11 protein-coding genes and 2 pseudogenes are annotated in these 12,646 nt (G+C 70.9%); 6 read left to right on the forward strand and 7 right to left on the reverse strand.

All coding sequences use genetic code 11. The annotated features are described in order from the left end of the window. Nucleotides 1–317 precede the first annotated feature (317 nt). Nucleotides 318–713, reverse strand: a complete 396-nt coding sequence (locus ACFYX3_RS32825; RefSeq protein WP_389021275.1) for a winged helix-turn-helix domain-containing protein — start codon at nt 711–713, stop codon at nt 318–320. Nucleotides 714–826: 113 nt separating this feature from the next. Further along, nucleotides 827–1,033: a helix-turn-helix domain-containing protein gene (locus ACFYX3_RS32830; protein ID WP_389021278.1), complete on the reverse strand. Its 207-nt coding sequence runs from the start codon at nt 1,031–1,033 to the stop codon at nt 827–829. Nucleotides 1,034–1,251: 218 nt separating this feature from the next. Between ACFYX3_RS32830 and ACFYX3_RS32835 the strand changes: the two genes are divergently transcribed. From ACFYX3_RS32835 to ACFYX3_RS32855, 5 genes are all read left to right on the forward strand, one after another. Next, the gene (locus tag ACFYX3_RS32835) at nt 1,252–2,001 is read left to right on the forward strand and encodes a transposase family protein (protein WP_389021281.1); all 750 of its coding nucleotides are present in this window, start codon (nt 1,252–1,254) and stop codon (nt 1,999–2,001) included. A gap of 486 nt (nt 2,002–2,487) precedes the next feature. Next, nucleotides 2,488–3,354, forward strand: coding sequence for a universal stress protein (locus tag ACFYX3_RS32840; protein WP_389021284.1), 867 nt, complete (start codon nt 2,488–2,490; stop codon nt 3,352–3,354). Nucleotides 3,355–3,457: 103 nt separating this feature from the next. Further along, the gene (locus ACFYX3_RS32845; protein WP_389021381.1) at nt 3,458–4,930 is read left to right on the forward strand and encodes an AAA family ATPase; all 1,473 of its coding nucleotides are present in this window, start codon (nt 3,458–3,460) and stop codon (nt 4,928–4,930) included. Nucleotides 4,931–5,037: 107 nt separating this feature from the next. Next, nucleotides 5,038–5,232 carry a hypothetical protein gene (locus tag ACFYX3_RS32850; RefSeq protein WP_389021287.1) on the forward strand — a complete coding sequence of 65 codons (195 nt, stop codon included), beginning with the start codon at nt 5,038–5,040 and terminating at the stop codon, nt 5,230–5,232. A gap of 11 nt (nt 5,233–5,243) precedes the next feature. Beyond that, nucleotides 5,244–5,702 carry a cyclic nucleotide-binding/CBS domain-containing protein gene (locus tag ACFYX3_RS32855; protein ID WP_389021290.1) on the forward strand — a complete coding sequence of 153 codons (459 nt, stop codon included), beginning with the start codon at nt 5,244–5,246 and terminating at the stop codon, nt 5,700–5,702. A gap of 18 nt (nt 5,703–5,720) precedes the next feature. Here ACFYX3_RS32855 and ACFYX3_RS32860 read toward each other — a convergent pair whose 3' ends face one another. Beyond that, nucleotides 5,721–7,145, reverse strand: coding sequence for an RtcB family protein (locus tag ACFYX3_RS32860; protein ID WP_389021293.1), 1,425 nt, complete (start codon nt 7,143–7,145; stop codon nt 5,721–5,723). Nucleotides 7,146–7,310: 165 nt separating this feature from the next. On the opposite strand from ACFYX3_RS32860, the pseudogene ACFYX3_RS32865 reads away from it, so the two are divergent. Further along, nucleotides 7,311–8,881, forward strand: a pseudogene (locus tag ACFYX3_RS32865) (DNA polymerase/3'-5' exonuclease PolX). Between the two features lie 8 nt (nt 8,882–8,889). Here the strand turns inward: ACFYX3_RS32865 and ACFYX3_RS32870 are convergent. The 4 genes and pseudogenes from ACFYX3_RS32870 to ACFYX3_RS32885 all read right to left on the reverse strand — a co-directional run. Next, complete coding sequence (locus tag ACFYX3_RS32870) at nt 8,890–9,327, reverse strand: archease (protein WP_389021296.1); 438 nt, start codon at nt 9,325–9,327, stop codon at nt 8,890–8,892. A gap of 33 nt (nt 9,328–9,360) precedes the next feature. Next, on the reverse strand, nt 9,361–9,867 hold the full coding sequence (locus ACFYX3_RS32875) for a CBS domain-containing protein (RefSeq protein ID WP_389021300.1): 507 nt from the start codon (nt 9,865–9,867) through the stop codon (nt 9,361–9,363). Nucleotides 9,868–10,020: 153 nt separating this feature from the next. After that, nucleotides 10,021–10,554 (reverse strand): DUF2267 domain-containing protein, encoded by a 534-nt coding sequence (locus ACFYX3_RS32880; protein ID WP_389021303.1) that lies wholly within the window; start codon nt 10,552–10,554, stop codon nt 10,021–10,023. 207 nt (nt 10,555–10,761) lie between these two features. Next, nucleotides 10,762–11,088 (reverse strand): annotated as a pseudogene (locus ACFYX3_RS32885) (phosphoribosyltransferase); the annotation flags it as partial. Nucleotides 11,089–12,646: the final 1,558 nt, after the last annotated feature.

Raw genomic sequence — 12,646 nt, forward strand, 5'->3', positions numbered from 1 at the left:
TGCTGTGGCTGGACGCGGGCTTCGGGCGCTCTGCTCGAGTTCCCCTTCGTCGATGCCAACGGGATCACCGCCTTGCTCGTGGACCTACGCGGGTGTGACTCACTTGTGCCAAACGCGCGTGGACGTGGACGCGCACTGGCCGTGGAGAACGCGGCCGAGTGGGGAGCGGCCTGTTGGCACGCCATGAAACACGCACGCAATTGGCAGGTCAATGGTGTTGTCATAAGACCCCGCCGTGACTGAGCGAATGGTTCCGGAACAGCGACGGCAGCACAGAAGGCAGGCCGAGCAGGTCCTCCTGAAGACCATGAGCTCTTTCAGAGTGGCCACTGATCGAGTGACCCAGACCGGGTCAGGATGAGGGCCGCAACGCACAAGGCCCCCGTGCCGCTGAGGGCGGTGTTCGAAGAAGACCATGAAGTGCATCCGACCGCGGTGCTGATCGCGGACATCGCGTTCACGGAGAACCGGTTCCCGGCACGGCGGACGACCGGCGTCCTGCCCTTGGCGCCCCAGGTGCGGCCGGTGACCTGGTCCGAGCGGATCCCGACCTGATCGGCGAAGAGGACTTCGCCGTCCTCCACCTTCGCCCTGGCCCGGATCGCCGGCCAGGTCTCCTCGCGCCAGATCCGGACCGCTTCCGCATCCTGCTCGACGGCCCGCTTGTCCGGACGCTGGAAGGACAGCCCCCAGCGTTTGAGGTACTTGCCCACTCCGGCTCGGTAAAGCGGACCCCATGCAGCTTGAAGATCAGCTCGCCTATCAGCCCCCGCGTCCACAGCTGACCCGAAAGCCCCAGGCCACAGGGAGTGCGATCGAGAACGGCCTACCTCAACACGACCTGCTCGGCCTCGGACAGGACCTGATGCTCTCCCATGCGGCGGCCTCGCGGGCGGGACAGCAGGGCGTCCCGGCCGCCGGCCTGCCACCTCGCCCACCAGTTGTCCACTGCCTTGACCGAAACCTTGAACAGGGCGGCGGCCTCTACCCGGTCCCGGCCCTCCACCAGCGCCGACACCGCCAACAACCGCACGGCCTCCTGCGCGTCCGGCGACCAGGTCCGCGCACCCCCACCAACTCGCTCACACACCGTCAACGAGCCAGAACCCAAAGCGTTTCGGATCAATGGCTTCAATAAGGATCTTCAGGGTGTTCACCGATCGGGTGACGACCGGCTGCGGATAGCAGGCAAGGCCTTCGGGCAGTGGTTCGAGATGTCTGACGTCTCAACCGCTGCGACCGGCAGCCTCGTTGGTTACCTATCCTGCTGCACTCGACCTGCCGCACGCGCTCGTGGAGTGGGTCACGATGCTGATCGTCACCCGAGAGGGCGACCGCCGCTGCAAGCTGCGGCCCACGCAGCGCGCCATCATCGCCCTGGTGTACCTGCGTGAGCACACCACCTACGCGAAACCCGCCGCGGGCTTCCGCATCAGCGAGGGCACCGACCACGCCTACACACAGAGCGTGATCAAGCTCCTCGCCGCGAGGGCGCCGTCCCTGACACAGGCCCTGCGCCGTGCGCGTCCCGAGTACGTTCTGGTGGACGGCACCATCGCCGAGTGCGACCGGGTGGGTGACCACGAGCGGAACTACTCGGGCAAGGCCAGGCGGCACGGCGTGAACATCCAGGCCGTCACCGACCCGGTGGGCGAGCTGATCTGGTACTCGCCGACGCTGCCCGGCCGCACGGTCGACATCACCGCGGCCCGCACCCACCGCATCGTCACGATCTGTGAACGTCTACAGATCCCCGCACTCGCTGACAAGGCCTACGCCGGGGCCGGCGGAACGTTCCAGGTGCCGTTCAAACGCCACCTCGGACGCCCCCTCACCCCCGGACAAGCCGCCGTCAACCGCGCACACGCCCGACTCCGCTTCCCCGTCGAACGGGCCTTCGCCCGCCTCAAAGCCTGGCGGATCTTCCGCAAAGCCCGGATCAGTCCCAACCAGCTCACGTCAATCACCAAGGCCGCCCTCACCCTGGAGAGACAACGCTGAAGGTCCTTATAGAGACTCCTGGCAGACACGGGTGATCTTCGTCGAGAACCCGTCTACCAGGAGCTTCGTCGTTGCGCAGGCATGTCCAACTCGCGGTCAACACCGCCAGCTCGGAAAAGGCTCCATGCCGTTTGCCATGACCGTTCGCTCCTTGCGTCGTGGATCGACCTGTCGGCCCCAGCCTGCCGCACGTCAGCGTGGTCTCCACGTACCGGACGGGCCCGGGAAGGGGCCGAACGGGGCAGGGCTCGCAAGGACCGATCGGCCCCTCCGGCGCGCGGCCGTGACCGTTCCCGCCCGCGCGGCATGCGCCGGACGCGAGATCGGGCACGCACCGATCCGGAGCCGGGTCACGTCGCGGCCCGCATGCGGGGCAGGACGATCTGGGGTACTCCTCGAACCAGAGAAAGGGGCGTGCTTCGGCCCTCAGATGCCGGCACCCGCGCGTCCCTCCCTGCGGCGCCGTACGAGAGGGAGGCAGTTGCCATGGAGCCAGTCGTCACGGTCGGCCTGGACGGCTCGCCCGAGAGCATGGCGGCCGCTCATTGGGCCGCCGACGAGGCGGAGCGGCGCAAGGTCACGCTGCGCCTGATGCACGCCTGGCCCATGCTCGCGCCCGAGCCGGTCCGCGCCGCGCCGGAGATCGATCAGAACTACTGGGCGAAGCGGCTCGTGCACCAGGCGCAGGCGGAGCTCCAGGCCCGCCACCCGGGCCTCCTGATCGTCGGCAACCTGGTCGCCGACGACGCGCAGGACGCCCTGGTGAAGGCGGCGTCGGAGTCCGAGCTGACTGTGCTGGGTTCGCGCGGTCTGACGTCCGCCGAGAGCTACTTCCTCGGCTCCGTCAGCATGGCCGTCGTGGCACGGGCCACGCGGCCCGTGGTCCTGGTCCGTCCCGAGGCCCGCGAGCGGGGCTCGTCCCCCGCCCCTCGTAGCGTCGTGGTCGCGCTGAAACTGCACGGCCCCTGCGACGGCCTGCTCGCCTTCGCCTTCGAGGCCGCCGCGGCCCGCGGCGTGCCTCTCCAGGTCGTCCACGGCCGAAGTCTGCCGCTCCATGCACACACTCCGTGGGGCATGGACCACGAGGTCACCAAGGAGATCACGGAGGACGCGCGGAAGCAGCTGGCTCAGCTCCTTCGCCCCTGGCGCGAGAAGTTCCCCGGCGTGGAGTCGGTCGATGCCGTCCGACTCGAAAGCCCCGCCGAGGCTGTCGTGCGCGCTGCCGATGGTGCCGATCTGCTGGTCGTCGGCCGGCGCAAGCACCGTCCCGCCCTCGCGCCACGCCTCGGTCCCGTAGCCCATGCCGCCCTGCACCACGCGCGCTGCCCCGTCGCCGTCGTCCCCCATGACTGAGCCAGGCCACATCGGGGAGTCGGCCACCACGGCGCGTCACGACGACGCGTCCGTCCTCCGGACGGGCGTCGCCCCCGACCTGCGCCCGCTCCCTCGGGCTGAAGTGCGCGAGACCCATACCGCGGTCGTGTTCTTCGTCGGCGACCGCGCGTACAAGCTCAAGAAGCCCGTCGACCTGGGGTTCCTGGACTACACCACCGTGGAGGCCCGGCGGATCGCATGCGAGCGGGAAGTCGCCCTCAACCGCCGCTTCGCCCCGGATGTCTACCTGGGTGTGGGCGAGATCCGGGTCCCCGACGCGGAGGCGCCCGAGCCTCTCGTGGCGATGCGCCGCCTGCCGGCGGAGCGCCGCCTGTCCCGGCTCGTACGAGAAGGCGCGGTCGTCGACGATGCCCTGCGCGCCGTCGCACGGCTGCTCGCCACCCGTCACGCGAGTGCTCCCCGCACGCCGGAGGTGGACGCGCAGGGCACGCGGGACGCCCTGTCGTCGCGCTGGGAGGCGAGCTTCGCGCAGGTGCGTGAGATGAGCGGAGAGGGCCCCGTGCCCGAGGGCGTGGCGGAGGTCGAGCGGCTGGTCCGCCGCTATCTCGCCGGACGTGAGCGGTTGTTCGAGGTGCGCATCGAGCAGGGCCACATCGTCGACGGCCACGGCGACCTGCTCGCCGAGGACATCTTCTGCCTCGACGACGGCCCCCGCGTCCTGGACTGCCTGGAGTTCGACGACCACCTGCGCTACGTAGACGGCCTCGACGACGCCGCCTTCCTCGCCATGGACCTCGAACAGCTCGACGCCCCGGATCTGGCGGCGTTCTTCCTCGCCCGCTACAGCGAGTACTCCGGCGACCCCGCACCACCCTCGCTGCGGCACCACTACGTCGCCTACCGCGCCTTCGTCCGCGCCAAGGTCTCCCTGATCCAGGCCCGCCAGGGCGCGCCGGACGCCGGCCCCGCCGCACGGCGACTGATCACCACGACCCTGCGTCACCTGCGCACCTCCGCCGTCGGCCTGACCCTCGTGGGTGGACTCCCCGGCAGCGGGAAGTCCACCCTCTCCGGTGCACTGGCCGACCGCCTCGGCGTCACCCTGCTCAGCAGCGACCGCCTGCGCAAGGAACTCGCGGGCATCCCGGCGGACCAGCCCGCTTCGACCCCCTACGGCGAGGGCCTGTACACACCCGAGTGGACCGCCACGACCTACGCGGCCCTGCTGGAACGCGCAGCCACCCTGCTGTCCCGAGGCGAGTCCGTCGTCCTCGACGCCACCTGGTCGAACGCCGCACAGCGCGAAGCCGCCCACCGCGTGGCCGAACGCACCAGCGCAGACCTCGTGGCCCTGCACTGCCGGGTCCCGGACGAGACGACGGCGGCCCGCCTGGAAGGCCGCACCGCCGGACCGTCCGACGCCGACCTCGACGTGGCCCTCGCCATGGCAGCGCGGGAGCCGCCGTGGGTGGAAGCCGTCGCGATCGACACCAGCGGCTCCCTGGAGGCCGCGGTCTCCCAGGCGCTGACAGCCATACGCCCGCACGACACCGGCCCCCTGGTCTTCCGCCGCCCCTACATGGAGCCGGGCTAGCAGCGGACACACCGATGCGACCGACCCCGAGCAGGCCCACAGCACGACTCACCCCCAGCATCCGGGAGCGTCCGCTCCCTTCTCCCCCGACAGGAAGGCGAACCGTGATGACCGAGAACATCGCCCCGAACGAGCACGAGAGGCTGCGCACCCTGGAGACCCAGGTGCAGGTCCTGGCACAGGCCGTCAAAGCGCTGGCCGAAGGGCTGGAGGAGATCCCCTCGGAGGACGTCGAGCGGGAGAAGCAGGCGGCACGCGGCGCCCGGATGGCGCACGAACTGCTGCTCTCCCAGGGACTGTAGGAACCAGGCTGATGAAGGTCTCCGAAGCGATGAGCCATCCGGCGGTGTCCGTGCCCACAGGGACACCGCTGCGACAAGTCGCCCGAGAGATGGCCGAGTACGGGGTCGGTTCCGTGATCGTCACCGAGGGCGGGGCCCTCCGCGGCATCGTCACCGACCGCGACCTCGCGCTGGCCGCTCTCGCCAGGAGCCTCGACGCGAGCGAGGTGGTCGATTCGGTGATGACCTCGCCCGTGATCACGGTGGACGCCACCGACGACATCCACGTGGCCTACCGGACCTTCCGCACGTCCGGGTTCCGTCGCCTGCCCGTCCTGGAGGATCGCCGGGTCGTGGGCGTCCTCACCGTGGACGACATGCTCATCGATGTCTTCCAGCGGTTGGCCGACCTCCTGGGACCGGTCGCCTGGAGCGTCCTCGAGGAACCACCCGGGCCGCCCTCCGCGGACGCCCGTTCACGCGGGGCCTGACCATGCACACCTGATTCGTCATCCCTTGACGACCCCGAGCGGTACCAGGCGGGCGACCAGGCGGGCGAGTCCCGCGCCCTCCGTGGCGGCGGCCACGGCGTCGACGTCCTTGTAGGCGTCGGGCGCCTCCTCGGCGAGCGCACGCCAGGACTTCGGCCGGACCGCGATGCCGTGAGACTCCAGCTCGTCGTGCAGTTCCTCGCCGCGGACCCGGCGCAACGCCTGGTGGCGGCTCCAGACGCGTCCGGCGCCGTGGGCGGAGGACCAGAAGGCGTCGTTGCCGGCGGTGCCGGCCATCACGTACGACGCCGTCCCCATCGTGCCGGGTACCAGCACGGGCTGCCCGGCCTTCGCGAGGTCGTCGGGCAGGTCCGGGTGGCCGGGCGGCAGGGCGCGGGTGGCGCCCTTGCGGTGGACGCACAGCCGGCGCCGTACCCCGTCCACGTCATGGGTCTCGATCTTCGCCATGTTGTGGGAGACGTCGTAGACCAGGTCAAGCCCCGCCCCGGCAGCGACGGAGAACGCGTGCCGGGCGGCCTCGGTGAGCAGCTGCCGGTTGGCGCGGCCGTAGTTGGCGGCAGCCGCCATCGCCCCGAGATAGGCGCGGCCCGGCGTGGAGACGGCGGGCGCGCAGGCCAGCTGCCGGTCCGGCAGCCGGATGCCGAAGGAGCGCAGGGACTGGTCCATCACACGGACGTGGTCGCTGCACACCTGGTGCCCCAGGCCGCGTGAACCGCAGTGGATCATGACGCACACCTGGTCGGCGCGCAGTCCGAAGGCGGTCGCGGTGGGCTCGTCGTACACCCGGTCCACGGCCTGCACCTCCAGGAAGTGGTTGGCCGACCCCAGGCTGCCCACCTGCCGGATCCCCCGGTCCACCGCCCGCTGGCCGACCTGCGACGGATCGGCCCCCGCCAGCGTCCCGCGGTCCTCGCAGCGCTCCAGGTCGCGGGGCACGCCCCGACCGTGCTCGACCGCATAGGCGGCCCCGGCGACCATGAGTTCCTCCAACTGCGGCCGTCCGGACAGCTTCCACAGCCCGCCCGGGCCCAGGCCGCGGGGGACGGTGTCGCCGAGGATGTCCATCAGGCGCCGTATCCGGGGGGCCAGCGGGCCGCGGCCGATGTCGGCGGCGAGCAGGCGGACGCCGCAGGAGATGTCGAAACCGACGCCGCCGGGCGAGATCACCCCGCCGGCGTCGATGTCCGTGGCGGCCACACCACCGATCGGGAAGCCGTACCCCCAGTGCACATCGGGCATGGCGTACGACGCGCGGACGATGCCCGGCAGCGTCGCCACGTTCACGACCTGGTCCAGCGCCTTGTCCCCCGCCGCCTGCGGCAGAAGCTCCCGCGTCGCGAAGACGACCCCGGGAACGCGCATGGAGTCCTGCCGCTCGATGCGAAACCGGAACGGGGTCTCCTCGATCAGGGTGATGTCCATGCCCACCACCTTCTCTCCGCGCCACGCGGGCGGCCCCGGACGCCGTCCCGGCGGCGAGCCCGTTCTTCGACACAGCGGTTCACGTGACGCCGGTCCCCATGACTCCCAGTACAGCGTCCGGCCGCCGCTTTCGCGCGGTGGGTGCCGGTTCCTGGACTGGAAGACGTGGTCCGGCCTGACGAGGAGGTCGAGGCGCTCCTCAGGAGTACGCGGACCTCATCGCCATCGCCGGAGGCGAGGCGTTCAAGGCGCGCGCCTACGAGAAGGCAGCCCGCGCGATCGGCGGCCACCCCTCCGACGTGTCCCACCTCGACGCCGCCGGTCTGCGGGACGTCCTGGGCGTCGGCAGGTCCATCGCCGACAAAGTCATCGAGTACTTCCGTACCGGCAAGGTCGCGGCGGCCGAGGAGAGACGGGCCCGGATCCCGGCCGGGGTGCGGCAGCTCATGGCCGTCCCCGCCCTCGGCCCCAGGAAGGCGATGGAAGCGGCCGAGGACATCGTCATGGCCCTCTCCCGTGTCGCGGGCTGCGAGAACTGCGCGTACGCGGGATCGCTGCGCCGCATGATGGAGACCATCGGCGACCTCGACATCCTCGTCGCCGCCGACCGGTCCGCACCGTTCATGAACGCGCTCACCGAACTGCCGTCCACCGCAGAGATCCTTGTCCACGGCCCCAAGAAGACCTCCGTCCGCACCGTCGAGGGCGTCCAGGTCGACCTGCGCGTGGTGCGGCCGGACGCGTGGGGCGCCGCCCTGCAGTGCTTCACCGGCTCGAAGGCGCACAACATCCACACCCGTACGATCGCCGTCAACGCAGGGCTGAAGCTCTCCGAGTACGGCCTGTTCGAGACGGAGAGCGGCAAGCAGATCGCCTCCCGCACCGAGGACGAGGTGTACGCCCGGCTCGGCCTGCCGTGGATCCCGCCCACGCTGCGCGAGGACCGCGGCGAGATCGAAGCCGGCCTGCGCGGAGAGCTGCCCTAGGTGGTGACGGAGGACGACATCAGGGGCGACCTGTACACCCACATCGACCTCACCGACGGCCTCACCTCGCTGGAGGAGATGGTGAAGGCCTCCGCCGCGCGGGGCTACGTGTACTACGCGGTCACCGACCACGCGCCAAACCTGTCCATGCAGCGCATGACCGACGAGAAGATCCTGGCCCAGCGCGAGTCCGTGCGGTCGCTGGACGGCCGGCACCACAGGATGCGGCTCCTGCACGGCACCGAGCTCGACATCGGTCCGGACGGCGAGGTGGACTGGCCCGACGCGTTCCTCGCCGGCTTCGACCTCTGCGCGGTCTCGGTGTACTCCCACTTCGGCCTCGACCGCACGGTGATAACGCGGCGGCTCGTCCGCACCTGCGAGAACCCCCACGTCAACATCATCGGCCACCCCACCACCCGCCTCATCGGCAAGCGGCCGGGCATCGACGCCGACCTCGACGAGGTGTTCGCCGCCTGCGCCTGCGCCCGCACCGGCATCGCCCTGGAGATCAACGCCCAGCCGGACCGCCTCGACCTGGGCGACGAGAACATCCTCCGGGCCAAGGGACACGGGGCGAAGCTCGCCATCAACACCGACGCCCACTCCATCCCCCAGCTCGCCTACCTCCGTTACGGCGTCGGCACGGCGCAACGCGGATGGCTCACCCCCGACGGCGTCATCAACACCTGGCCACTGCGGCGGCTGCGGCGATTCCCGCGCAAGGACCGAACGGGACGAGCGAGCTGAGCGCGCACTCACACGTCGAGCGTCACCGAACAGGTCCAGCCGTCCGGCCCACGGCTCAGCGCCAGTCCGTGCAGCGTGACGGCCTTCGGTGCGGCACCCGTCACCGGAAGCGATCCGGCGTCGGCCGTCTGGAAGACGCCCTTCACTCCGCCGTCGACGGGGGCGAGTTCCACGTCGACCGGGACCTCGCCCTCCGTGTCGAGCCGGTACACGACCTCGTCCAGAAGCGCGACAAGCACGTCCTCGTCCCGCTCCGCCCTCACCACCACGTCCCGCCGGTGGTCTCCGACCGCCCCCGTCAGGTCCAGGAACAACGCGCACACCCCCCGCACCGCCTGCGCCATGCACTCCTCGCGTGTGGGGGCCCACGCCTCCACCCGCAGGTCCGCCGTATGCGGAACACCGCGATACCCGCTGCGCCCGACGGCACCGTCCGGTCTCTTCACACCCCTGCCTCGTTCGCGCGTTGCGTCCGGCGGTCAGGGAAATGCCGTTCCGCGGTAGCTCCGCCGGGGCGGCAGCCCGGGCAATACCGTGGGGGCCTGTGGCCGACGGTCCGCCGACTCCTCCCGGAGTTGTTGTCCGACCAGGGCCGCGACGATGCCTGCCGCCGTCAGCACCCCGGCAAGACACCCGTCCTCGGCCAGCACCGGAAGGGCGTCGGCACCGGTGTACGTCATGAGGTCGACGGCGTGGCGTACGGTCTGCTCCACGTGCACGAGCACCGGCCCGTGGCCCCGAAGGAGCTCATCCACCCGCAGCTCCGACAGCGCAACGGCGGGAGCCCCACACGCAACCGCCACATCAGCCCTCTCCAGCAAGCCGGCACAGCGACCGTCCGGACGCACCACCGGAAGGTGACGAGAACCCGACCGCTGCAACAGCTCCCACGCCACGAGCACGGTTTCGCCGACGTCGACCGTGACCACGGCGGGACGCATCACCGCGCCGACCGTCCGCGCCAGGACCTCCTGCTGCTCTTCCACGATCGCCTCCTCTGTCATGAGGGCCGGGCTGCGGCTGCCCGCCTCCGCAGGGCTCACCTGGAAGCGGGCAAGTGACCTCACAAGCGGGACTCAAGTGGTTTGGACTTCCACACAGTTGACGCCATGCCGGCAGACACGAACCCGCACCACCGATCAGCCAGTCGGCTGGAGGATGAGTGCCTGGATGTCGTGCGGCAGTTGCTCCAGTGCCGCCTCCAGGTGTCCGGGCGAGACATGCTCGCGTACGACGCCGGTGACGGCAGGAGCGATGCGGGGCACTTCCTCGGCGGTGACCTTGGCCTCCTGGACGAAGCGGTTGACGTAACCTTCGCGGTCGTACTTGACCGGTGCAGTGCTGGGATCCCAGCCGTCGTAGTAGGCGCCCCGCAACAGGTCGGGGAGCTGGGCGGCGAAGTGGGCGGCCACATCGACGGTGAGCCGGTCGCGGAGCGTGTGCAGCCAGGCCCGCAGCATCCTGTGGGCTGCGTGGCGGCCCTCAGTGCCAGGGCTTCCGACACTGCTTTCAGCCAGATGTCCGCGGTGTGGGTGGCGTGCTCGAAGTCGGGGTGGTGGGTGGTGGCGGGCATGGGTCTCCCCTTCCGGTCCGTACGTGACTCCCCTGCGCCGCATGGGATGATGGGCACGCCTCAGCGACACCGTGGCCGGTACCGAGAGCAGTCCGCTCATTCAGAAGTGACGGGATACGGGCGGCGCCTGTCGAGTGGCATGCCTGCGCGCGCGGCGCGGGGCGAACTCGGTGGCTTTCCACTCCCTGCCCTATGGCCTCCATGCTAGGGCGGTCGGAACCGGTCGGCAGCCGCAGCACCGCACGGCGGTACAGGCGCCTGGGTGGATCGGCGGGAGCCAGTGGGCGATGCCGAGCCGTGCCGTTCAGTCGTGCGATGCCACAGGGACCGCCAGAACGATCCGTGCGGCCCCGCGGGCACGGGCGATCTGGCAGGCCGCGCGCGCCGTCGCCCCTGTGCCAATCACGCGTACGCCGCCCTTGCCGATCGCTCCCGTGCCCGACTCCGGCTGGAGGGGCACGCCCCGTTTCCGCACCAGGCAGACATCCAGTGGCGCGCCCAGCGCATCGGCCACCTCTGCGGCAACCGAGACCCCAGCACGGGGCAGACCCGACACCACCACCTCGGCTCCCTTGAGATGTCCCAGCCGGTCGGCCAGCTGCCGGCCGGCATCACGACGATCAACGAAGAACACGATCCGACCTCCTCGTCCCCGACGAACACGGTGAGCAACGCGATGCCGAGCCGGACAGGCTGTGCAGGGCATACGGGAGGGACGGGCTCACGGCCAGCTCCCTGGTGGCGGCGCCCCCAGCCGCTGGGACGTCAGAGATCTGGCCCTGTTCACACCGGCGACCCACCCGGCGCCCATGCGTCGTTCCCCACGCCGTCAGGGCGGCCGAGCGCGTACCCGGCCACACGGTCGGCAAGACCGGGGATTCGCTCGCCGGCCCGCGTACGCACCTGCTCCGCCGCGCTCCGGCCGGCCGCGAGAAGGGTGATCTCCTCACCGGCGGGCGCGGCCGGCGCGGAAGTCACGGCATCCGCACGCATCCGACCTGCCTGTTCCTGGGCGTCGGCCACGATGTCGGCGGCCTGTCGGGCCGCCCCCGTACGATGGCCGCGACCGCGTCCCCGGCCCTGGCGCGGATCTCCGACGCCTCCTCCTGGACGCCCGCGAGCCGGGAAAGCACCGGGCCGAGTTCTGCGGCGGGGTCGACGGCCGGTCGGCGGGCACGGCGGCAACGGCCGCACCAGGCGCGCCCACGAGCCGGAACCGAGCGAGGAAGGTCCGAAGTCGCGCATCCGGCCACCTCCTCTCTCACTTCCCCCGAATTCGACAAGCCGCAGACCGCGCACCCCGTCCTGCTCGCCGCCACCCCCACGCTCGCCCCCTGCTCGGACTGACACGCCCGCGCCGCGCCGCTCCTCCCGCTCCCTGGACCGCCTCAAGGACGTCTTCCTGCCGCTGACCTCCGCCTTCTGCTGGCTGCTGACCCTTCACGCCGACGAGTGGAGCCACGTCCCGGACGCCCTGTGCGCCCTCAGCGCGGGCCTGCTCTCGGCCACGGCCGCCGAATCCGTCCGCCGCCGGCCCATCCTCCAGACCGCCTGGGGCCGGTACCCGTGGCTGCGCACCATCACCTGCCCTCCCGCCCTACCCGCAGCTGAGCTGCCTCGAGGAGCCGCCCCGCCCGGCACGCGCCCGGCGGCGATGGGACTGGTGACAGAAGGCGCCGCTTAAAGCCGAAGGCCCTGTCCATCGGACAGACCCCAAGGAGGTGCCGCGCGAGATGGCCGAGATCGCGGGCCACCGAACCCAGGGCGGCGCTGGAGCGGAGGGCGCGTGACGACCACCCCACTCGGCCCCCTGCGGTCCAGGCGGCGGACGGGCCCGAGCCCAGGCTGACGGGGAAGCCGCGACTGGCCAGGCCCATTCCAGCTCGCCGACGTCGGGGCGCAGGGGCGTGAGTGCCAGCCCGCGCGCGCCAGAGCCTGACGCCTCCCTCGACGGCGTAGCCGGCATCGGTGACATAGCTGGCCTGCTCAGATATGAGGAACCGGATATCCGAAGTGACTTCCTCACGGTGCTGGCTGCGTAGGTGAGAACGGGGTTCTGGCACAGATCTTGGGGAGCCGTCGCGGAGTGTTACCTCGGTGTTCGATTGCGAGGGACTGGCTCGTGCGAGACGGCGTACGCCGCCGCGCCTGACGGCCGGAAGTGACGCTCCCTCAGGTGCATTCCGTTCGCT

This window comes from Streptomyces sp. NPDC002463, from assembly GCF_042889835.1.
Classification (GTDB): Bacteria; Actinomycetota; Actinomycetes; order Streptomycetales; family Streptomycetaceae; genus Streptomyces; species Streptomyces nymphaeiformis.